Annotated in this window: 13 protein-coding genes, 1 pseudogene and 2 riboswitches; of the genes and pseudogenes, 4 read left to right on the top strand and 10 right to left on the bottom strand. The window is 70.6% G+C overall.

The annotated features are described in order from the left end of the window. Nucleotides 1-4: 4 nt before the first annotated feature. Nucleotides 5-3,805: pseudogene (gene cobN, locus HWX00_RS02970) on the bottom strand (cobaltochelatase subunit CobN); the annotation flags it as partial. 6 nt (nt 3,806-3,811) lie between these two features. Next, nucleotides 3,812-4,900: a cobalamin biosynthesis protein CobW gene (gene cobW / locus HWX00_RS02975; RefSeq protein WP_175028573.1), complete on the bottom strand. Its 1,089-nt coding sequence runs from the start codon at nt 4,898-4,900 to the stop codon at nt 3,812-3,814. Between the two features lie 329 nt (nt 4,901-5,229). After that, nucleotides 5,230-5,495, bottom strand: a riboswitch (cobalamin riboswitch). A gap of 114 nt (nt 5,496-5,609) precedes the next feature. Continuing rightward, nucleotides 5,610-5,845, top strand: a riboswitch (cobalamin riboswitch). Nucleotides 5,846-6,015: 170 nt separating this feature from the next. Here cobW and cobA point away from each other — a divergent pair. The 4 genes from cobA to HWX00_RS02995 are packed head-to-tail and all read left to right on the top strand — an operon-like array spanning nt 6,016 to nt 9,083. Further along, nucleotides 6,016-6,765 (top strand): uroporphyrinogen-III C-methyltransferase, encoded by a 750-nt coding sequence (gene cobA / locus HWX00_RS02980; RefSeq protein WP_175028572.1) that lies wholly within the window; start codon nt 6,016-6,018, stop codon nt 6,763-6,765. Further along, on the top strand, nt 6,762-7,139 hold the full coding sequence (locus tag HWX00_RS02985; protein WP_175868087.1) for a cobalamin biosynthesis protein: 378 nt from the start codon (nt 6,762-6,764) through the stop codon (nt 7,137-7,139). Before cobA ends, HWX00_RS02985 begins: the two co-directional genes overlap by 4 nt. A 34-nt stretch (nt 7,140-7,173) precedes the next feature. Beyond that, nucleotides 7,174-7,776 carry a cob(I)yrinic acid a,c-diamide adenosyltransferase gene (gene cobO, locus HWX00_RS02990; RefSeq protein WP_034186911.1) on the top strand — a complete coding sequence of 201 codons (603 nt, stop codon included), beginning with the start codon at nt 7,174-7,176 and terminating at the stop codon, nt 7,774-7,776. Between the two features lie 2 nt (nt 7,777-7,778). Continuing rightward, a complete protein-coding gene (locus HWX00_RS02995) occupies nt 7,779-9,083 on the top strand; it encodes a cobyrinic acid a,c-diamide synthase CobB (RefSeq protein ID WP_175029347.1) in 1,305 nt (434 codons plus the stop codon). Nucleotides 9,084-9,111: 28 nt separating this feature from the next. Here HWX00_RS02995 and bamE read toward each other — a convergent pair whose 3' ends face one another. From bamE to HWX00_RS03035, 8 genes are all read right to left on the bottom strand, one after another. Continuing rightward, nucleotides 9,112-9,651: an outer membrane protein assembly factor BamE domain-containing protein gene (bamE, locus tag HWX00_RS03000; protein ID WP_034186913.1), complete on the bottom strand. Its 540-nt coding sequence runs from the start codon at nt 9,649-9,651 to the stop codon at nt 9,112-9,114. Between the two features lie 157 nt (nt 9,652-9,808). Beyond that, a complete protein-coding gene (locus HWX00_RS03005; RefSeq protein WP_059557725.1) occupies nt 9,809-10,972 on the bottom strand; it encodes a M20 aminoacylase family protein in 1,164 nt (387 codons plus the stop codon). A gap of 470 nt (nt 10,973-11,442) precedes the next feature. Continuing rightward, nucleotides 11,443-12,459 (bottom strand): GNAT family N-acetyltransferase, encoded by a 1,017-nt coding sequence (locus HWX00_RS03010; protein WP_124607952.1) that lies wholly within the window; start codon nt 12,457-12,459, stop codon nt 11,443-11,445. Then, a complete protein-coding gene (locus HWX00_RS03015) occupies nt 12,459-13,298 on the bottom strand; it encodes a formyl transferase (protein ID WP_059557857.1) in 840 nt (279 codons plus the stop codon). Before HWX00_RS03015 ends, HWX00_RS03010 begins: the two co-directional genes overlap by 1 nt. Before the next feature lie 86 nt (nt 13,299-13,384). Then, complete coding sequence (locus HWX00_RS03020) at nt 13,385-15,628, bottom strand: TonB-dependent siderophore receptor (RefSeq protein ID WP_455737872.1); 2,244 nt, start codon at nt 15,626-15,628, stop codon at nt 13,385-13,387. 46 nt (nt 15,629-15,674) lie between these two features. Then, nucleotides 15,675-17,051: a lysine N(6)-hydroxylase/L-ornithine N(5)-oxygenase family protein gene (locus HWX00_RS03025; RefSeq protein ID WP_124669085.1), complete on the bottom strand. Its 1,377-nt coding sequence runs from the start codon at nt 17,049-17,051 to the stop codon at nt 15,675-15,677. A 32-nt stretch (nt 17,052-17,083) separates the two neighbouring features. Beyond that, nucleotides 17,084-18,127, bottom strand: coding sequence for a GNAT family N-acetyltransferase (locus HWX00_RS03030; RefSeq protein ID WP_034186918.1), 1,044 nt, complete (start codon nt 18,125-18,127; stop codon nt 17,084-17,086). After that, complete coding sequence (locus tag HWX00_RS03035) at nt 18,117-23,093, bottom strand: non-ribosomal peptide synthetase (RefSeq protein WP_175868088.1); 4,977 nt, start codon at nt 23,091-23,093, stop codon at nt 18,117-18,119. Before HWX00_RS03035 ends, HWX00_RS03030 begins: the two co-directional genes overlap by 11 nt. Nucleotides 23,094-23,095 lie beyond the last annotated feature (2 nt).

Here is a 23,095-nt window from a genome sequence, read left to right on the forward strand (position 1 = left end):
CCGCCCCCCCTTCCTGAAGTTGTTCGCTCGCGAGCCAGACCGCTTCGATCCGCTCGCGATAGTCGCCCGGCTGCTGCCACAGGCCGCGCTGCATCGCCTCGACGAAGCGTTCGCAGATGCCGTGCAGCGCCTTCGGGTTGTGCCGTTCGAGAAATGCGCGGGTGGCGTCGTCGAACAGGTACGCGTCGGCGACGAGCGCGTACTGGTGGTCGGACAGCACGCGCGCGGTCGCGTCATAACCGTACAGGTAGTCGACGGTCGCGGCCATCTCGGCCGCGCCCTTGTAGCCGTGACGCTTCACGCCGTCGAGCCATTTCGGGTTGACGACGCGCGAGCGGATCACGCGCGCGATTTCCTCGCGCAGCGTGCGCATCGTCGGCGCGACCGGGTTCGCATGGTCGCCGTGGTAGATGCTCGGCTGCTGCCCGGACAAGTGCCGCACGGCCGCCGTCATCCCGCCCTGGAACTGGTAGTAGTCGTTCGAATCGAGGATGTCGTGCTCGCGGCTGTCCTGGTTCTGCACGACGACGTCGATCGTCGCGAGCCGCTCGCCGAAGACGTCGGCCGCCGCGTCGCCGGCACTGTTCTGCGCATACGCGTGGCCGCCCCACTGGCGATACGCATCGGCGAGCTCGGCGTCGGTCTGCCAGCGGCGCTGGTCGATCAGGTCCTGCAGGCCCGCGCCGTAGCTGCCCGGCCGTGCGCCGAACACGCGCCAGCCGGCGCGGCGCCGCGCTTCGTCGGGCGTCACCCCTTGCGCGATCCATTTCGCGCGCTCGCGCTCGACGCGCGCGCGGATCGGGTTCAGTTCCTCGGGCTCGTCGAGCGCGGCGACGGCCTGCACGGCCGCGTCGAACAGGTGCATCAGGTTCGGGAACGCGTCGCGGAAGAAGCCGGACACGCGCAGCGTCACGTCGATGCGCGGCCGGTCGAAGATCTCGATCGGCAGGATCTCGAAGTCGGTCACGCGATGGCTGCCGTGCGCCCATTTCGGCCGGACGCCGAGCAGCGCGAATGCCTGCGCGATGTCGTCGCCGCCCGTGCGCATCGTCGCCGTGCCCCATACCGACAGGCCGATCGCGCGCGGATAGTCGCCGTGATCCTGCAGATGGCGCTCGATCAGTTGCTGCGCGGATTTCAGGCCGAGCGACCACGCGGCCTGCGTCGGCACCGCGCGCGTGTCGACCGAGTAGAAGTTGCGGCCGGTGGGCAGCACGTCGGGGCGGCCGCGCGACGGCGAACCGCTCGGCCCCGGCGGCACGAAACGGCCGTCGAGCCCGCGCAGCAGCTGGCGCATTTCCTCGCCGCCGCACGCGTCGAGCGCGGGCAGCAGCGTCGCGCGAACGCGCCCGAGCACCGCGAGCGTGTGGGGCCATTCGCCGGGCGGCGTCGCGTCGGCACCCGTGTTTCCGCCGTCGGCCGCGCACAGCCCGTCCAGCCATTGTTGCGCGAGCCATTCGAGGCGCTCGCGCGTATCGCCCGCGTGGCGCCACGGCGATGCGTCGAGCGCCTGCAGGATCGCCGGGCGCGGGCCGATCCACGGCGCGGCCCAGTCCGCCGACAGCGGATCGAAGTCGTCGCCGAGCGCGAGATCGCGCGCCAGCGCGCCGATCAGCCCCGCCCGCGCGCCCTTGCCGTCGCCGACCGGAAAACGCGCGAGCGCGAGCAGCGTGTCGCGGCGCTGGCGAGCGGCCGGCGATGCGCCGAACACGTGCAGCCCGTCGCGAATCTGCGCTTCCTTCAGTTCGCACAGCCACGCGTCGACGCGCGTGAGCAGCGCATCCTCGTCGCCCGCATCGCGCGGCGGCGACACGCTCAGCTCGTCGTGCAGGCGATGCTCGGCGATCGTCGCGAGGATCGTCTTGCGCAGCAGCTTCGCGCGCCGCGCGTCGACCATCAGCGCTTCGTAGTATTCGTCGACCTGCCGCTCGAGATCCTGCAGCGGCCCGTAGTTTTCCGCGCGCGTGAGCGGCGGCATCAAGTGATCGATAATCACGGCCTGCGCGCGGCGCTTCGCCTGGCTGCCCTCGCCCGGATCGTTGACGATGAACGGATAGAGATGCGGCAACGGCCCGAGCGTCAGGTCGGGCCAGCACGCGTCGGACAACGCGACGCTCTTGCCCGGCAGCCATTCGAGGTTGCCGTGCTTGCCGAGGTGGATGACCGCGTCGATGCGATACGCATCGCGCAGCCAGAAATAGAACGCGAGATACGCGTGCGGCGGCACGAGATCCGCATCGTGATAGCTCGCGTAGTCGTTCTCGCCGCGCGAACGCGACGGCTGGATGCCGACGAACACGTTGCCGGCGCGCCAGCCGGCGATCGTGAAACGTCCATGGCGCAGCGTCGGGTCGGCTTCGGGCGGCCCCCAGCGCTGGTTCAGCGCGTCACGCACGGCGGCCGGCAGCCGCGCGAAGCGTGCGATGTAGTCGGCCAGCGGGAAGCTCTGGAACGCGGGTCGCAATGCATGCACGGCCGCGTCGTTGGTCACGCCTTCGGTGAGGCGCGCGATCAGCGCGTCTCCGTCGGGCGGCAGGCCGGCCAGCGTGTAGCCCGCGTCGCGCAGCGCCGCGAGCACGCGCAGCGCGGATGCCGGCGTGTCGAGCCCCACGCCGTTGCCGATCCGCCCTTCGCTTTGCGGGTAGTTCGCGAGAATCAGCGCAATGCGCTTGTCGGCGTTGTCGAGCGTGCGCAGCCGGCACCAGCCGCGCGCGAGCGCCGCGACGAACGCGATCCGCTCGGCGTCCGGCTGATAGCGCACGACGTCGACCTCGGTATGCGGGCAGCGATACGCGAGCCCCTTGAAGCTCACCGCACGCGTGACGATGCGCCCGTCGACTTCGGGCAGCGCGATATGCATCGCGATGTCGCGCGCATGCAGGCCCTGGTTGTCGGCCACCCACGCGTCGCGGTTGCCGCCGGACAGGATCACCTGCAGCACCGGTGCGTCGCCGGCGAGCACGTCGTGTTCGGGGCTGTCGATCGCGCCGGCCGCGAACGCGGTCGTGTTCAATACGAGCGCGACGCCGTGCGTGTCGCAAAGTTGCGTGATGACTTCGCGGCTCACCGCATCCTTCAGCGACGTCACCGCGATCGGCAACGGATTCAGCCCCTCGGCGATCAGTGCGTCGGCCAGCGCGTCGAACACGGCCGTGTTCGCGGCCTGCCAGTGCGCGCGATAGAACAGGATCGCGACGACGGGCGCGCCGGGCGTCCAGCGCGGCCGCCAGTCGTCGACGCTCGCGCGGTCGCGCGCCGGGTGATACAGCGCGGCGGCCGGCAGCGGGCGCGGCGGCTCGGGTTCGGCGCCGAAACCGAGCGTATGGAACGCGATGCTGCGCAGCAGCGCGTCGGCATTGTGCACGCCGCCCTCGCGCAGATAGCGCCACCACAGCCGGCACAGCGCCGGCGTGACGGTGCTCTTCGCGACGAGGTTCGGATCTTCCTGCAGGTCGCCCGAGAACATCGCGAGCTGCTGCCCGCGCTTCGACGCGAGCGACACGGCCTGCTCGATCCCGTACGGCCAGTACGCTTCGCCGCCGAGATGATCGATCACGACCGTCTTCGCATGACGCAGCACGTCGTCGACGTAGAAATCGACGGACGCCGGCTGCCGCAGGAACGTGACGTTCGCGAGCCGCACGCTCGGGAACCCGGCCGGCAACCGCGGCACGACGCTCGCGAGCAGCGACAGCGTCGTGTCGGCCGAACTCAGGATCACGATGTCGGCCGGCTGCTGGTCGATCCGGACGACGCCCTGCGTATCGTCGACGAAGCCGCCCGGCGTGGTGCGCAGCAGATGCATCGTGCGTTACGCCTGTTGCGGCTCGGCCGCGCACGCGGCGTCGAACGCGCGTTGCAGCGCGGCCGCGTCGAGATCCTCGCCGATCAGCACGAAGCGGCTCGCGCGCGTTTCGCCGTCCCGCCAGCGTCGGTCGAAATAGCTGTCGAAGCGGCGGCCGACGCCCTGGATCACGAGCCGCATCGGCGCGCCGGGCAGCGCGGCGAACCCTTTCGCGCGGTAGATCGTGTGCGCTTCGACCACGCGCTGCAGCGCGGCGATCGTCGCCTCGCGCGTGCCGGCGTCGCCGGACACGACCACCGAGTCGAAATCGTCGTGATGGTGATCGTGATCGCCGTCGTCGGCCGAGCCGTGATGATCGTGACGCAGGTGGATCGTGTCTTCCGATGCCGATTCGAGGCCGAGCAGCATCGCGAGATCGAGCTCGCCGCGCGTCGCGCGCACGATCTTCACCTGCGGCGGGATCTCGTCGCGGATCGCGGTTTCGATCCGGGCGAATTCCGCGTCGCCGACCAGATCGGCCTTGTTCACGATCACCAGATCGGCCGACGACAGCTGATCGGCGAACAGTTCGTGCAGCGGCGATTCGTGGTCGAGGTTCGGATCGGCGCGGCGCTGCGCGTCGACGGCCTGCGGGTTTTCCGCGAACTGGCCGCTCGCGGCGGCCGGCCCGTCGACCACGGTCACGACCGCGTCGACCGTGAAGCTGTTGCGGATCGTCGGCCAGTTGAACGCCTGCACGAGCGGCTTCGGCAGCGCGAGGCCCGATGTCTCGATCAGCACGTGGTCGATGTCCGCGCGCCGTTCGACGAGCGCCTCCATCACCGGGTAGAACTCTTCCTGCACGGTGCAGCACAGGCAGCCGTTCGCGAGTTCGTACAGCTGGCCCGACGCTTCGCCCTGCGCGCCGTCGCCGTCCTCGCAGCCGATGCCGCAGCCCTTGAGGATCTCGCCGTCGATGCCGAGCTCGCCGAATTCGTTGACGATCACCGCGATGCGGCGGCCCGCGGCGTGCTGCAGGATGTGGCGCATCAGCGTCGTCTTGCCGCTGCCGAGAAAGCCCGTGACGATCGTGACGGGAAGCTTGCGTAGGGTCATGGTAGGTCCGGTGTCGAAGAGGGAATCAGGACGGGATCGTCGCATTGGCGGCGGCGAGGCCATTCATCGGGCGACGCGCAGGCAGACCGCCGCGCGATCCGCGCGAACAACCGCGCGACGGGCGGAACAACGAATCGGACATGGTGCTTCCTTGCGAACGGTCGACATCGTGAATGCCAACACGGCTGCCGTCGGCCCTGCCCGGGCCGCCTGCCGTTCGCCGTCCAGGCCCGGCGCGTTCGCGCGGGGGGCAGATCGGCGGAGGAAGCGGAACACCCCGGGCGTCGGGCCTGCTGCGGCCGTGGACGATGCGCCGCCTCCCCGCGGCGCTGAACCCCAACGTTTAGGCCGGTATCCGGGCTGGCGAACACGCCGCTTCGCCTTCCCGGATGCGCGCGGCATCCAGTGGCGGTCGTCCGCCTGCACGCGGCAGGCGGCGAAGCGGCGCTGCATCGCGCTCGCGCGCGACACGTTCGCTTACCGTTGCGGGGGCAGCACAGGTTGGCTCGACTGCGGTGCAGGCAGGCTCCCTGTTTCCCGTTTAACTGCGCGCGCCGGAGCGGCACGCGCGAGCACCAAAACGCGTGCGAGTGTAGGCGGCGGGGCCGGGAGCGTCAAGGCGGCACGGTGCGCCGGACCGCGTTGCGCACCGCCGGCGCACCGTGTCGGAGGCCGGCCGTGGCCGGTTCGCGCGGGCGAACCGCTGTGCTATCGTATGCGCCGCGTTCGGTGCTCGCATGCGCATTCCGCGCATGCAGTTAAACGGGAAACAGGAGGCGGACGACCGCCCGGCCTGTGCTGTCCCCGCAACGGTACGCCGCCCGCGCGCCGCGCTCCCCGCGCACGCGCCCAGGCCGCCCGCGATGCCACTGCCCTTCACCGGGCGGGAAGGCTGCGGCCTGGCAAGCGGCCAGCCCGGATACCGGCCGACGCAAGGGGCGAGCCCGATGCTCGCCGAACGCCCGATCCGCGGGGGACGGATGGGGTGCGCATTCCGCCCGCGTCCGCGCGGGCTTCGTCCGATCCGTCATGCACTGCCTGCCCGCCGGCCGCCGAGGTGCCGCCCGCCTGTTCCCTTCCACTGTTTCGACACGGTGCGTGCCGTGCCGCGTGTGATGAGCCGCGCGTGGCTCATCGGCGCCGGCCCCGGCGACGCCGACCTGCTGACGCTCAAGGCCGTGCGTGCGATCGGCGCGGCCGACGTGCTGCTCGTCGACGATCTCGTGAATCCCGACGTGCTGCGCCATGCACGCGCCGACGCGCAGGTCGAGCACGTCGGCAAGCGCGGCGGCCATGCGTCGACGCCGCAGGAAGCGATCGTCGCCGCGATGCTCGAGCACTTGCGGGCGGGCCGCAGCGTCGCGCGGCTCAAGGGCGGCGATCCGTTCGTGTTCGGCCGCGGCGGCGAGGAACTGGCCGCGCTGGGCGCGGCGGGTTTTGCGGTCGAGATCGTGAACGGCGTCACGGCAGGCATTGCCGCGCCGGCCGCGCTCGGCATTCCCGTCACGCAGCGCGGCGCCGCGCAGGGCGTGATCTTCGTCACGGGCCACGGCGCGGGCGCCGACGAGCCCGACTGGCGCGCGCTGGCGGCCACGCGCATGACGATCGTGATCTACATGGGCATCCGCCGGCTCGAGGCGATCACCGCCGCGCTGCGCGGCGGCGGCCTGCCCGGCGATACGCCGTGCGCGGCGATCGAGCATGCGACCCGCCCCGAGCAGCGGCACGTCCTCGCGACGCTCGACACGCTCGTCGAACGCGTCGGCGCAACCGGCATCGGTTCACCGGCCATCGTCGTGATCGGCCGCGTCGCGGCGCTTGCCGACGATCCGGCCGTGCGTGCGGCGCTCGGCGGCCGCGCATGATGCGCGTCGCGCTCGGCATCGGTTTTCGCGCGGGCGTCACGGCCGCGCAGCTCGACGCCGCGATCCGGGCGGCGCTGGCGCGTTACCCGGCCGCCGAACCGGCGCTCGTCGCGACGCTCGCCGACAAGGCGTGTGCGCGGGCGCTGCGCGTGCTGTGCGCGCGCCGCGGCTGGCCGCTCGTCGCGTTCGACGCGGCGCAGCTGGCGAGCCGTCCCGAACTGGCCGCGAGCAGCCCGTCGGACGCCGCGCTGGCGCGCTTCGGGGTGGCGGGCGTGGCCGAACCCTGCGCGCAGCTCGCGGCACCGCATGGCCGGCTGCTGGGCCCCAAATCCATCCGGGACGGCGTGACGGTTGCCCTCGCCGGCCCGCTCTGAACCCTTTGTTTCGCTTTCGACAGGACGATTTCCGATGAAGACCGATGCCGAATCCCATCAGCGGATGACCGAACGCCGCCGCGCCGGCCACGAGAAGAAGCAGGCCGCCGCCACCCTGGAAAAGGGCCTGCTGATCGTCAATACCGGCAACGGCAAGGGCAAGAGCACGGCCGCGTTCGGCATGGCCGTGCGCGTGCTCGGCCACGGCATGCGGCTCGGTGTCGTGCAGTTCATCAAGGGCGCGCTGCATACGTCCGAGCGCGACTTTCTCGGCGCGGTCGCGGAGTGCGATTTCGTGACGATGGGCGACGGCTATACGTGGAACACGCAGAACCGCGACGCGGATATCGCGACCGCGCGCAAGGGCTGGGACGAGGCGCGCCGGATGATCGAGAGCGGCGACTACCGGATGGTGATCCTCGACGAGCTGAACACCGTGCTGAAGTATGAATACCTGCCGCTCGACGAAGTGCTCGCGACGCTCGCCGCACGTCCCGCTTCGGTGCACGTCGTCGTGACGGGACGGCACGCGCCCGATGCGCTGATCGACGCGGCCGATCTCGTCACCGAAATGCGGCTCGTCAAGCACCCGTACAAGGAGCAAGGCGTGAAGGCGCAGCGCGGCGTGGAGTTCTGAGCGTGCCGGCCTGCCCCGCGCTGTTCGTCAGCGCACCCGCGTCGGGCCAGGGCAAGACGTCGGTGACGGCCGGTCTTGCACGGCTGCACCGCCGGCTGGGCCGCCGCGTGCGCGTGTTCAAGACCGGGCCCGACTTTCTCGATCCGATGCTGCTCGAGCGCGCGAGCGGCGCGCCCGTGCATGCGCTCGATCTCGGGATGGTCGGCGAAACCGGCTGCCGCGCGCTGCTCGCCGATGCCGCGCGCGACGCGGATCTGATCCTGATCGAAGGCGTGATGGGGCTGTTCGACGGCACGCCGAGCAGCGCCGATCTCGCGGCCGCGTTCGGCGTCCCGGTCGTCGCGGTGATTTCGGCGAAGGCGATGGCGCAGACATTCGCGGCGATCGCGTTCGGGCTCGCCCGGTTCAGGCCGACACTGCCGTTTCACGGCGTGCTGGCAAACCGCGTCGGCTCCGCGCGGCATGCGGAACTGCTGCAGCAGGCGCTGCCCGGCGACCTCCGCTGGCTCGGACACGTGCCGGCCGATGCGGGCATCACGCTGCCGGAGCGGCATCTCGGCCTGCATCAACCGGCCGACATCGACGATCTCGATGCGCGGCTCGAGCGCGCGGCCGACGTGCTCGCGCGGACGGCGCTCGCCGAATTGCCGCCGGCCGTCGCGTTCGCGGCACCGGACGCCGCGGCGCCGCTGCCGCGCGTGCTTGCGGGCAAGCGGATCGCCGTCGCACGCGATGCGGCGTTCTCGTTCATCTATCCGGCGAACCTCGCGCTGCTGGATGCGCTCGGTGCGGCGGTGCGGTTCTTCTCGCCACTCGCCGACGAACCGGTGCCCGACGATTGCGACGCGCTGTTCCTGCCGGGCGGTTATCCGGAACTGCATGCGGCGACGCTCGCGGCGAATGCCGGGACCGCGCGGACGATTCGCACGCACGCGGCGGCCGGCCGGCCGATCGTCGCGGAATGCGGAGGGATGGTGTATCTGTGCGAATCGCTGACCGACGTGGACGGCGTGACGACGCCGATGCTGGGCGTGTTGCCGGGTCATGCGACGATGCAGCGCCGGTTCGCGGCGCTCGGCATGCAGCAACTCGAGACGCGCAACGGGCCGATGCGCGGCCATACGTTCCACTATTCGCGGTTCGCGACGCCGCTGGTGCCGGTCGCGAGCGCCGCGCGCCCCGACGGCGCGCCGGGCAGCGGCGAAGCCGTCTACCGCAGCAGCGCGATCGTCGCGACGTACATGCACATGTACTGGCCGTCGAATCCGGAGATGGCGGCGGCCCTGTTCGGCGGCACGGCATTCTGACGGAACAGCCTGCGTGCGTGCCGCGACGTCAGGGCTTTTCGCGCCCCGGCGCCTCCGAGCGCGACGTCCGGATCACGGTGCCGTCGGGCGAGAAATGCGCGTTGAACATCGCGTCGCCCGATACGCCGCCCTCGGCCCAGTGCCAGCTCCACACCTCTTCATGGCTCAACGCGTATTGCGCGACTTCGGTCGGTTTGCCGAGCAGTTGCCGCACGTCGTCCTTCGACATGCCGGGCACGACCTTCGCGATGTTGGCCGCGGTCAGCGCCTGCGTGATTGACACGAGCCGGCCGTCCGGCCCGAAATCGAGCATGTAGGTACGCGTGCCGTACGGGCCGCGCGGGTACTCGAAGCGCTGCGAGCCGTCGTCGCCCTGCCTGACCATCTCGGGCTTGCCTGCCTGGCGGAGCACGTCCTCGGTCGTCGAGACACCCGGCTGCAGTTTGCCGAACGCGAGCGGGTCGGGCTTGATCGAATTCACCGCGTCCGCCACCTTCTGGTCGTCACACCCGGCCGCCAGAACGCCCACCGCACAGGCCGTCAGCACGGTCAGAAGCTGTTTTCGCATGTCATTCACACCTGTATTCATCGAGCCGATCCGGCGTCGCGCGCAGCGTAGCACGCGACCTGTCCCGCCGATGTCAAGGAGCGTCAAATCCGAGCACATCCGTCGCGGCCGGAAAAGCTCATGCGAGCCCGGCAACGACGACGTTCGCGAAACCGCGTCATACCAGAAACGCCTCGGCCAGCTTGACCCAGTACGACGCGCCGGTCGGCAGCGCCGCGTCGTTGAAGTCGTAGCCCGGGTTGTGCACCATGCAGCCGCCCTCCCCGTCGCCGTTGCCGATGATCAGGTAGCAGCCCGGCCGCTTTTCGAGCAGGAACGCGAAATCCTCGCTGCCGGTGAGCGGCACCATCCCGTCGATCAGGTTTGCATCGCCGACCCACTCGCGCGCCACGCCCCGCGCGAACGCCGTCATTTCCGCGTCGTTGACGAGCACCGGGTAGCGGCGCTGGTAGTCGATCGTCGCGGTCGCGCCGAACACGGCGGCCTGCGCGTGGACGACTTCCTTGATGCGCGTTTCGAGCAGGTCGCGCACGTCGGGCTTCAGCGCGCGCACCGACAGGCGCATCTGCGCGCGATCGGGAATCACGTTCGGCGCGTCGCCCGCGTGGATCGCGCCGACCGTGACGATCGCCATGTCGAGCGGCGATACGTTGCGCGACACGATCGTCTGCAGCGCCAGCACGATCTGCGCGCACACGACGACGGGATCGATCGCCTTGTGCGGCACCGCGCCGTGGCCGCCGCGGCCCTGCACGTCGATGACGACGGTATCCGACGACGCCATGAACGGCCCCGGCAGGAAACCGAATTGGCCGGTGGGGAAGCCCGGCATGTTGTGCATCGCGAAGATCGCATCGCACGGGAACTGCTCGAACAGCCCTTCGTCGAGCATCATCTTCGCGCCGCCGAGCCCTTCCTCGGCCGGCTGGAAAATCAGGTTCAGCGTGCCCGAGAAACGGCGCTCGCGGGCGAGATGCTTCGCGGCCGCGAGCAGCATCGCCGTGTGGCCGTCGTGGCCGCACGCATGCATCTTGCCGGCGATCGTGCTCTGGTACGGCAGCCCGGTCGCCTCGTGGATCGGCAGCGCGTCCATGTCGGCACGCAGGCCGAGGCGCCGCGCGCCATCGCCCACCTTCAACTGCCCGACGACGCCGGTTCCGCCGAGCCCGCGATGCACCGTATAACCCCACGACTGCAACTGCTCCGCGACGAGGTCGCTCGTCGCGAATTCCTCGAACCCCAGTTCGGGGTGGGCATGAATGCGGTGCCGGATCTGGATCATTTCGTCGGCCAGGCCTGCGGGGATCACGCTGTGCGTCACGGTGTCGTCTCCTGAAGTACGGTGCGGAACATGCAGGCAACGATAGTCGATTCGACGGCAACCGGACAGACGGAAAGTCGTCACGGTGGCAACCTGGAGTTGCCGGATGCGGGCACGACTCGCGCCGCAGGGGCCCGACCATCTGGACGACTGCCCGGCGTGCCGTCGACACGCAAAACTGCGCGCTTCACATCGATGGTTCGTATGAGAGGAAAGCGTGGCCGCTCATGTAGAGAAAATAGTGCCTTTACATCAAAGGCTTGCGAAATCCTGTTCACTTTTCGACGCTTGTACGTTTTTTGTGTGCGCTGATGCAAAAGTGAACAAGCGATCCTTCCTGATGCGCAAGAACACCACGCTCCCGAGGTCGAAACAGCACCTTCTCGACGAAGCCTGCCCTGCGTTCGGCCGCGCAACCCGGCGCTTCGATGCGCGGCCCGTGCGCGTGCCGACGCCGCGCGCCCGCGCCGTCACGGCAAGCGGAAAGTGTCAAAGAACGTATCGCGCTCGATCACCGTGAGCGCCGCGCGCTTGTGCGGGAAATCGAATTCCTTCAGCGTGTAGAACCCGAGCCGGTGCATGTACGCGATGTGCCGCACGTGATCGACGCGCGGCTCGCCGACGAGCCGCTGCGTGCGCGGTTCGTCGACGAACATGTAGTGCAGCACCCCGCTCCACCACGCATGCAGCTTGCCGGCGCTCTGGAAGCGCGAGTCGCCGATCAGCAGGTGCAAGCCGCGGTCGTAGTCGTGCGCGTCGTAGAACGGCGCGAGGCGGTCCTCCTTCGCCCAGTAGAACTCGAAATAGCCGAACGGCGTATCGTCGAAATAACCGATCATCGGGTGCATGTGCGGATCGGCGAGCCGCTCGGCAAGGTAGGCCGCGTGCTCGTCGCGCGTGCCGCGCTGGTCCCAGAAATGCGCGACCCGATCGAGGTTCATCCAGCCGCTGAACAGGTCCGCATGCGCGTCGACGTCGACGGTGCGCAGGCTGAAGGTCATCCCGACCTGCGGCATGTAGCGCGCATAGATCTCGCCGGCCGGCGACGGCGGGCGCACCGGATGCCGGTGGCCGTTCGTGATCGCGTAGCGCAGCGGCATCCCGCCCGACGCGGGCGCCTTCAGCCACGGCCGCGGGTTCTGCCAGAACGTCGTGCGCGACACGGTGAGCCGCAGCGTGTCGCCCACGACCTGCGCGCCGTCGATCACGCCCTCGCGCACCGCGCGCGCGACGTACGACTCGACGGCTGCCGCCTCCGCGCCGGCGAGCGGCACCGAGATCGTCGCGATGTCGTACCGCGTGTCGGTGTTGAACAGCGCGACGAACGCCGCGAGCAGCTCGTCCGGCGCACCGTCGGGCCGCCAGGCGTCGAGCGTGTGCTCGACGACCGCCACGGCCTGCCCCTGCGCGGCGCCGTCGAGTGCGGCAGCCACCTCGCCTGCGACGGCGTCGGCGGCACCGGCCGGTTTCGTCAGCGTGTCTTCCATCACAGTACTCCCGCGTCGTGGCGGTCGGCGAGGACATGCAGCCCCCGCTCGAGCGCCGGGAACAGGCTGCGCTGGAAGTTGTTCCAGCGCAGTTCGAGAATCGTGTCGTCCGGCGCGATCGGCGTGTCGAGCACGTCGCAGATCACCTCGCCGGAATCGATGCCGTTGTCGACGTAGTGAAACGACGCGCCCGTCATCGTCACGGGCTCGACGGACGACGTCGTGCCGCTCGCCCAGTCGACCCGTTCGCCGCGCGCGCCGTGCAGCGCATCGAGCGTCGCCCACGCGCCGCGCCGCTGGTACGGCGAATCGTCGGCCGTGATGCCGGGGTGGATGTTCGCGATGCGCCGGTGAAAGCGCGCGCCCGGCCGCACGAGCTCATCGAGAATCACGAGCAGCCCGTCGAGCACGACGATGTCGGCATCGAGTTCGAGCAGGCGCTCGAGCAGGCGGCGCTCGAACGCCTGTTTGCCGGCCACGCGCTCGCGCGCGTCGCGCGGCAGCCGCCGGTACGTCGACGGAATCGCGCTGAACAGCGCGTCGACCGGCGTGCCCTGCACCGTCAACCCCTCCGGCAGGATCCACGGGCGGCCCGGCGTGCGCGCGAAGCCGTAGTCGGCCACTTTCGCGCGGTCGGCCGGCGAGCCTTCGTCGTCGTCGACGATCACGCCCTTGAGGGTGTAGCGCTCGCCGAGCGGCGAATCGTTCAGGCGTTCGACGAGGAATTCGAGCGGCGCCTTCATGTAGCGCGTGCCGCCCCGATAAGCGACCGGCTGGCCGGCGCGATCGGCCGCGCCGTTGCGCAGCGACTGGATGTAGACGAGATTTTTTTTCGGCATGGATGCGTCGAGGAAAAGCGGACGAAGGCGCCGCGGCCCGCCCGCGCCGGCCGCGAAGGCCGGCCGGCGGACCGCGGCGCGCAACATCACCAGTTGTATTTCGCGGTCGCGATCACCGTGCGGTCGGTTCCGAACACGCAGACGTTGTACGACTGGCAACCGCTGATGTAATGGCGGTTGAACAGGTTCGTCCCGTTCACGGCGAAGCGCCAGTTACGCACGTCGTAATGCAGCCCCGCGTCGAACAGCGTGACGCTCGACACCGTCAGCGAGTTGTCCGCCGCACCGGCCGACGCGCTCTGGTAGCGGATGCCGCCGCCGAGGCCGAAGCCCGCGAGCGGCCCCGTGTGCCACGTCCAGTCGGTCCACAGCGACGCCATCTGGCGCGGCCGCGGAATGTCGACCGGCCAGTTGTTCAGCGACACGTCGTTGGCCTGCACGTTCTTCACGTCCTGGTAGACGTACGACGCGATCACCGACAGATTCGACGTGACCTTGCCGGTCGCGCTCAGCTCGATCCCGCGCGAACGCACTTCGCCCGTCTGTACGGACTTCGTGCCGGTCGGGTCCTGGCCCGGCAACGCCGACGTGAGCACGTTGGTCTGGTTGATCTGGTAGATCGCCGCGTTCAGCATCAGGTTCTTGCCGGGCGGCTGCCAGCGCAGGCCGGCCTCGATCTGCTTGCCGCGCGTCGGCTGCGGCAGCCCGCCGCCGAGCAGGTTCACGCCGATCAGCGGGTTGAACGACGTCGCATAGCTCACGTAAGGCGACAGCCCGTAATCGCCCTGGTACGTGAGGCCGACGCGGCCGGTAAACGCCGTGACGTCCGCCTTCGTCGACGTGCCGCCCGCGCGGTCGTCCATCCGCATGTTGACCCAGTCCTCGCGGCCGCCGAGCGTCAGCGTCCAGCGGTTCCACTTGATCTGGTCCTGCGCGTACAGGCCGAACGTGTTCATCGTCGTGTACGTGTTCGTACGGAACGTGGTGTCCGGATTCGAGAACACCGACAGCGTGACCGGCGTGTAGACCGGGTTGTAGATGTTCAGCGGCGACGCGGCGGCGAGCCATTCGCTGTCGGTCGCGGTCTGGCGGTTGTACTGGAAGCCGAGCAGCAGCGTGTGCTGGAGCGGGCCCGTTGCAAACCGGCCTTCCAGGTTGTTGTCGATGTCGAAGCGGCTGTAGTTCATCTGGAACACGCCGGCCCAGCGCGACACGTCGGTCGTGCTGCCGTCGACGAAGCCGTTGCCGAACACCGAGCCGTTGTCGAGCGACAGGTGCATCAGCCGCGTGTTCTGGCGGAACGTCCACGCCGGCGTCAGGTTTCGTTCGAACTGGTAGCCGACCGACCACTGCTTCTTGCGGTAGTAGTTGAAGTTCGGGTCACCTTCGTAGACGTCCTTGTTGATTTGCCCGCTCGGGTTCGGCAGCACCGTGCCCACCGCCGGGACGAAGTTCGACGAGATGTCGCCCCAGTCCTGCAGGTACGTCGCGGACAGCGTCAGCGACGTATCCGCGTCCGGGCGCCAGCGGAACGACGGCGCGAGCGCGACGCGCTGGTCGTTGTTCGGACCGGTCAGCGCGTTGCCGTCGCGCGCGACGCCGACGAACCGGTACGCGTACTTGCCGTCCGGGTCGAGCTTGTCGCCGACGTCGATCATGAACTGCTTGCGCGCGTAGTTGCCGATCTGCACCCCGGCCTCGCGCACGCGCTCGCCGTCGGCGAGCTTGGTCTGCACGTCGATGATCGCGCCCGGGTCGCCCGCGCCGTACAGTACCGAGGTCGGCCCGCGCAGCACGCTGATGCTGTCGATCATGTACGGATCGACACGCCAGCTGGCGAGGTTGATCGTGTTCGGCACCTGCAGGCCGTTCACGTAGGCCGTCGGCGTAAAGCCGCGCAGCGCCGCATACCAGTCCGAACGGTTGTCCGAACCGTACGACGAGAAGCCCGGCACGTAGCGCAGCGCCGCGTTCACGTCGGTCGCGCCGGTCATCTCGATCTGCTGCGCGGTGACGACGTTGATCGTCTGCGGGATCTCGTTGATCGGCGTGTCGGTCTTGGTACCGGACCGGCTGCGCTTCGCGACGAGCCCGACCGTGCCGTCGCCGGCCGAGGCCGCGTTGACGGTGATCGCCGGCAGCGTGCCGTTCTGCGCGCTGGTCGACGGACCGGCCGCCGCGCCGTTCTGTGCACTGCTGGCCGACGCCGCGACGCCCGCGTTCACGGCCGGCGCCGTCTGGGCGTATGCGTGCCCTGCCGCCGCCGTACCGAACGCCACGCTCGCCGCGGCTGCGATCGCACGCAAACGCGTGCCTGTTGCCCACTCCATCTTTCTCTGCTCCACTTTTTTCATGCGGTCTCCGACCGCGCCTTTGTCAAAGAGCGAAAGCCATCCGGCCCGCGCTCACCCCGTTTTCCGGTCGTTTTTCGTGCATTGCCCGGGCCGCGCCTTCGTCATGGCCGGGCGCGATCCCGTCTTCGAGCGACGCGCAGATTTCGTCCGCGCGGCGCGCCAGTACCGACAGCAGCGTGTCGGACAATCCGTGGCTGTCTTCGCAGCAGCCTTGCAGGTAGATGCGCGGCGCGAAGTCCGCGGGCGTCGCGAGCAGGTAATCGCGCGTGACGTCGCCGCGCGTGAGCGCATCGCCGAGGTGCGGCGCCAGCCCTTCGAGCAAGGCCGAGTGCGTGTCGCGGCGGTAGCCGGTCGCGAGCACCAGCGCGTCGAAGCGCTCGACGCGGGTGGCGCCGCTCAACCGGTCGCGCAGCGTCAGCTCGATGCGGCCGTCGGCCGTGCGCACCGCGGCCTCGATCGCGCTGTTCGCAAGCAATGCATGGCGCGGCGTGCCGTCGATGCGCTGCAGGTACAGCATTTCGTAGATCTGCTCGATCAGCGGCCGGTCGACCACCGCGTAGTTGGTGTCGCGGTAGCGCTCGAGCAATGCGCGGCGCGCGTCGTGCGGCTGCGCATAGACGACGTCGGTGAACTCGGGACTGAAGATCTCGTTGACGAACGGGCTGTCGTCGGCCGGCTTCAGCGCGCCGGCACGCATCACGAGGCTCGCGTCGACATGCGGGAAGCGGCGCGCGAGGTCGATGAACACCTCGGCCGCGCTCTGCCCCGCGCCGATCACCGCGACGCGGCGGCGCTCGCCGTCGGGCGATGCGACGAGTCGGTCGATGTCGGTCAGGTACGACGACGAATGGATCACGCGGTCGCGGCCGAGCGCGGCGAACGCGTCCGGAATCGCGGGCGTGCCGCCGACGCCGACCGACAGCGCGCGCGTGACGCGCTGGCGCTCGTGGCCCGCCGCGTCGCGCGACAGCACGCGCAGCGCGTCGATCTTCGCGCCGTCGCCACGTACCGGCTCGATCGCCAGCACGGTCTCGCTGTAGTGCACGCGGTCGTCGAATGCGTCGGCGACCCAGCTCAGGTAGTCGTGGAATTCGACGCGGGTCGGATAGAAGTTCTTCAGGTTGACGAATTCGTTCAGCCGGCCGCGCTCGAACAGGTAGTTGATGAACGTGTAGCGGCTTTTCGGATCGCGCATCGTGACGAGATCCTTCAGAAACGAAATCTGCATCCGGCAGTCGTCGAGCAGCATCCCGCGATGCCAGCCGAATTCCGGCTGGCGCTCGACGAAGCAATGGGCGAACGTGCGCGCGCCGCTGCGCTCCGCGAGGCGCACGGCCAGCGCCAGATTCGACGGCCCGAAGCCGACGCCGATCAGGTCGAATACGGTTTCTCTCTGCATGTCTCAGCTCCCTTGTCGGTGAATCCGGCCCGTCAGACGTGACGGCCGGAGAAGAACGTCTCGCGCAGCGTGCGCATCCACAGCGGCTGCGCGTCGGCCAGCGCGAGACGGCGCTGCCGCGCGAAGCCATGCCGCGCGAGATGGTCGGCAACCCGCGCGTGGCCGGCCGGAACGGCACAGCCGACCGCTTCGGTACGCGGGTCGTCGAGAAACAGGTAATGCACGACGGACGGCAACCAGCCGGCCACGCAATGCGGGCCGCGCCAGCGCGACTCGCCGACCAGCATCCGCAGCCCGCGGTCGTAGTCGCGCGCCGCGACGTGCGGCGCGAGCGCGTCCTCCTTCAGCCAGAACGCTTCGAAATACGCGAACGGCTCGCCGTCGAAACAGCCGACGAGCGGCGTCACGTGCGGATCGGCGTCGAGGGCGGCGCCTCGCGCGCCGTCCGTGCCGCGCGGCGCGGGGTGCGCACCCGGCCAGCCGTCGCGCACGCGCGGTTCGTCGAACCAGCGCGCGAGCCGTTCGGTGTCCTCCGCCGGCTGCCAGCCGCGCAGCGTGAAGCGCACGCCGAGCGCCGGCAGGTCGCGCGCGTAGACGTCGCCGCGCGGCGCGGGCGGCCGGCGCGGGTGGCGCCGGCCGTCGGTGAGCATCGGCAGCGTCGCGCACGGCAGATGCGGGCCGACGAGCCACAGGTCGGCCTGTTGCGCCCAGCCGTCACGCACGCAGCGGCCGCCGTCGGCGAGCACGCCGCTCGCGCGCAGCGCATCGAGCGCGACCGCCGGCCATGCGGCCGGGTCGAGCCGGATCGCCGCATGGCGCGCGCTGTCCGAAAACGCCGCGGCCAGCGCCGCCAGCAGCGCGCGCCGCTGGTCGGCCGGCGCCGCGCGATGGTTGTATGCGACGAGGCGCAGCGCACCGTCGTCGCCGAGTTGCGCGCGCAGCAGCTGCGCGCCGATGCCGTCGCCCTGCGCGACACGGATCTCCGTGCCGTCGCGCAGCGCGAACAGGCCGTCCGCGAATGCGAGGCGGTACGTATCGAGCATCGTGAATCCGTCCGGACGCACTTCAGCCAGCATGGCGCGCCTCCTGTGCTGTTTCCGCACGCGCATCCAGCCGTGCACCGAGGGCTGCGAGCGTCGGCGACGCGAACACGTCGGCGACCGTCAGCGCGTGACCGGCACGGCCGGCCGCGTCGACGAAGCGCACGACGTCGAACGACGTCGCGCCGGCTTCGAACAGGTCCGCATCGGGCTCGGGTGCGGCGGTCGCGAACGTGTCGGACCACAAGGCCGCCAGCACCGCCGCCGCATGCGACGACGGCGCGTGGCCCCGTGCTGCCGCGTGTGCATGCGCGCCGAACGCGGCGTCGCGTGCGTCCGGCACGCCGAGCGCCGCTTCCGACGCACCGGCGAAGCGGGCAACTTCATCGTGATAGACATCGACGAGCGCATCGACGAAACCGCGGTCGAGCAGTTCGTCCGCATACGAGAACGCAGCGCTGACGCGCCCGTCCGGATGCTCGACGACGTCCAGCTCCAGCGTGAACACGACGCGATGGCGCACGTCGTCGAATTCGGCGAGCGACAGACCGGCCCAGTCGCGCGCGGCCGCGCCGGTCGGACGCAGGTAGTTGAACATCACCTGGAACAGCGGATTGGCCTGCGCGGCACGCGGTGCGCGCAGCGCGGCGACGACGTCGGCAAACGGCACGTCGGCATGCGCATACGCGGCGAGCGCCGTATCGCGCACCTGCGCGAGCACGTCCGCGCGGCGGTCTGCCGGGTCGATCCGCGTGCGCACGACGACCGAGTTGATGAAGAGACCGAGCGCGTCGCGGGCCGCATCGCCGGTGAGCGCGCGCGTCGACGCCAGCACGCCGACCGGCTGGTCGGCCGCGCCCGTCACGCGGAACAGCGCGGTATTGAGCGCCGCATGCAGCAGCATCGGCAACGTGGCGTGCGCGGCCGATGCGGCGTCGCGTGCGGCGCGGATCAGGTGCGCATCGAATTCGAATGCGAGACGGGCCGCTCGCCATTGCGGATGGGCCGGCGCGTCCGCACGCTGCGGCAGCACGCGCGACGGCAGATCGGCCAGCGCATCCTGCCAATACGCGACGCGGGCCGGATGGCACGGCGCGGGCAGCACGAGCGGCGCGGCCGGCTGGATCGCGTCCAGCGCCGGCAGCGCGTCGCCGTGCACCCGAGCGACATAACGCGTGCGCACCGCATCGAGCCACAGCTCGATCGATTCGCCATCCGACACGATGTGATGGATCGTCACCGACAGCACGTGGTCGTCCGTGTCGAGCCGCAGCACGCGGGCACGCCACAGCGGCGCATCGGCCGCAAGGTCGAACGGCGCGAGGGCATCCTCGTCGGTCAGTGCGGCGGCTCGGGCAAGCGCATCGGCCTGGGCCGACAGGTCGATCACGGGCAGTTCGACGCCAACATCCGCGTCGATCCGCTGGCCCGGCAGCGCGCCGTTGCGCGCCACGAGCCGCGCGCGCAATGCCGGATGAACGGCCGCGGCATCCGCGAACGCCGCGCGCAGCGCATCGACGTCGAGCGGGCCGCGCACGCGCAGCGCAACCGGAATGTTGTACGCGGCGCTGTCCGGCTGCGCGCGCCACAGGAACCACAGGCCGAGCTGCGCGGGCGACAGCGGCCACACGCCATGCGCGTCGGGCTTCGCCACCGCGACGCCCGGCGCGGCGGCGCCGGCATGCGCGGCGCGCGGCGCATCGACTACCTGCCGCGCGTACTGTGCGAGCACGGGCGCCTCGAACAGTGCGCGTACCGGCACGTCGCGGCCGAGCCGTTCCGCCACGCGTGTCGCGACCCGCACGGCCGCGAGCGAATGGCCGCCGAGATCGAAGAAGTGATCGCCGCGGCCGACGCGCTCGAGATTCAGCACGTCGCACCAGATCGCCGCGAGCGCGGTTTCGTCGCCGTCGCGCGGCGCCTCGTACGCGCGTTCGACGCGCACCGGCGCCGGCAGCCGCGCACGGTCGACCTTGCTGTTCGCGTTGCGCGGCAGCGCGTCGAGCACGATCAGTTGCGCGGGCACCATGTAATCGGGCAGCGTGCGGCGCAGGTGCGCATCGAGCGTCGCGGCTTCGACCGGCTGCGCGGCGGCCCGCGCATCGGCGGTCAGCTCGACATACGCGACGAGCTGCGCGAGCGCACCCTGCCCGTGCACGACCGCGCACGCCTCGCGCACCGCATCGTGCGCGGCCAGCTGCGCCTCGATTTCGCCGAGTTCGATGCGCAGCCCGCGCAGCTTCACCTGGTGGTCGACGCGACCGATGAAGTCGAATACGCCGTCCGCGCGGCGGCGCACGAGGTCGCCGGTGCGGTACAGCCGCGCGCCCGCCGCGCCGTACGGGTCGGGCACGAAGCGCTCCGCCGTCAGTGCCGGACGGTCGAGATAGCCGCGCGCGACGCCGATCCCCTCGCCACCCAGATACAGTTCGCCGATCACGCCGACCGGCAGCGGATGCAGCCGCGCGTCGAGCACATGCGCGGTGCGCGCGCCGACCAGCGTGCCGATCGGCAGGTAAGCGGCGTCGCCGAGCTTCGCCAGATCGTCGCCGGGCCGGAACATCCACAGCGTCGGCGTGATGACCGTCTCGGTCGGGCCGTAGCCGTTGACCACGCGCACGTTCGGCAGCGCACGGCGCAGCATCGCGAACGCTTCGCGCGACGTGGCCTCGCCGCCGACGGTCAGCGAACGCAGCGTCGGCGGCGCACCGTGCTGGAGCGCCCATTCGGCGAGTTGCGCGGCGCAGCCCGGCGGCACATAGGTCATCGTCACGCCGTCGCGCACCATCATCGCGCAGGTCTGCGCGGGCGGCCACAGAACGTCGGCCGTCACCGACACGGCGGCGCCCGACATGTATTGCGAAAACCAGCCTTCATGCGCGCCGTCGAAGTTGACAGACTGGAACAGCAGGAACACGTCGTGCTCGCCCGCGCCGTAGCGCTCGGCGATCGCCGCGCAATGCAGCGCGAACGATGCATGGTCGACGATCACGCCCTTCGGCTTGCCGGTCGAGCCCGACGTGTAGATCGCATAGGCCGCGTGGCCCGGCAGCACGTCCGGCAGCACGACGTGCCCGGCCTCGTCGAGCGCATCGATCGCATCGGCGCGCCAGACGCGCAGCGCCGGCAGTTCGGGCAGCGATGCGGCGCTTGCGCCGTCGGTCAGCACGTGCGCGATGTTCGCGTCGCCGACGATCTGCGCGAGCCGTTCGCGCGGATGCGCGGGATCGAGCGGCACGAACGCGGCGCCCGACTTCAGCACCGCGATCAGCGCGACGAGCAGGTCGACCGAGCGCTGCAGCGCGACGCCGACGCGCATCTCGGGCCGGACGCCGGCCGCGACCAGATGGCGGGCGAGGCGCGCCGCGCGTGCATCGACTTCGCCGCGCGTCAGCGCGCGGTCGATATCGGCGACACCGCGCGCGTCCGGCCGCGCTTGCGCATGCGCGGCGATACGCGCATGCACGGGCACGAACGGTTCGGCATCGGTCGCGCCGGCCGGCGCGTTCCACGCAAAGAGCTGGGCACGCTCGTCGGCGGGCAGCCAGTCGAGATCGCCGACCGGCATGTCGGGACGTGCGAGCGCATCGGTCAGCAGAGTGACGAATCGCGCGGCCAGCCGCGCGATCGCGTCCGCGTCGAACAGGTCGAGCGCGTAGATGAAAGCGGCGTCGAACGTGCCGTCGGGCGTCGCCTCGACGGACAGCGTCAGGTCGAATTTCGCGGACGGCGTGCCGGACGGCAGCAACGCGGCCGACGCCGCGCCGAGCGCCGGCAGCGCGCGCCGCTCGCCATACGCGGCCATGACCTGGAACAGCGGATGATGGCTCGCGCTGCGCGGCACGCCGAGCGCGTCGACCACCTGCTCGAACGGCACGTCCTGGTGCATCTGCGCGTCGACGAGCGCGCGCTGCGTGCGAGCGACCAGCGACGAGAAATCGCCGTGCGCGGGCACGTCGACGTCGATCGCCAGCGTGTTGACGAAGAAGCCGATCAGGCCGGCGACTTCCGCGCGTTCGCGGTTCGCGGCCGGCACGCCGACGCAGATCCGCGCGTCGCCGGTCGCGCGCGCGAGCAGTGCATCGAGCGCGGCCAGCAGCACGGCGAACGGCGTCGCGCCCGATGCGGCCGCAAACGCGCGCAGTTGCGCGCCGACGCGCGCGTCGAGCGAAAACACATGACGCGCGCCGCGTGCGCTGCGGCGCGCCGGCCGCGCGGCCGCGCCCGGCAGCGTCAGCACGCCGCGCTGCGGGTCGAGGCGCTCGCGCCAGAACGCGAGCTGACGGTCGCGCTCGCCGGCATCGAGCCAGCGGCGCTGCCACAGCGCGTAGTCGGCGTACTGGATCGGCAGCGGCGCGAGCGGCACCGGCCGGTCGGACGCATACGCACGATAGAACGCCGCGAGTTCGTCGAGCATCACGCCGGACGACCAGCCGTCCGACACGATGTGATGGACCGTCAGCGCGAGCCAGTGATGCGTCGCGTCGAAGCGCACCAGGTGCGCGCGCACGAGCGGCGCCGTGCCGAGATCGAACGGCTCGGCTTCGTCGGCCGTCGCGACGGCCTCCGCGCGCGCCGCGCGCTGCGCGGCCGGCAACGCTTCCAGGTCGGTCTCGCGCCACGGGCAGCGCAGCGGCGCGTGGATCGTTTGCGCGACACCGTCCTGCGCTTCGTCGAAGGTCGTGCGCAGCGCTTCATGACGTGCGATCAGCGCATCGCACGCGAGACGCAGCGCATGCACGTCGAGCGGGCCCGTCAGCGCGAGGCGCTCGGTGATGTGATACGCGTCGGGCGCGTCGATCAGCCGCGCGTGCAACCACAGCCGCGTCTGTGCAAACGAAGCCGCCACGCGCTCGCTGCGCGGCGCGCGCGGCGGAATCGGCAGCACGCGGAAGTCGATGCCGGCCGCGCCGAGCTTGTCGATGAAGACCGCGCGCTGCGCGTCGGGCAGTTGCGCGAAACGCGTCGCGAGCGCGAGCCAGTCGGGTTGAGCCTTCGTCATCC

The organism is Burkholderia seminalis DSM 23518, from assembly GCF_902832885.1.
In the GTDB taxonomy this organism is placed as follows: Bacteria; Pseudomonadota; Gammaproteobacteria; order Burkholderiales; family Burkholderiaceae; genus Burkholderia; species Burkholderia seminalis.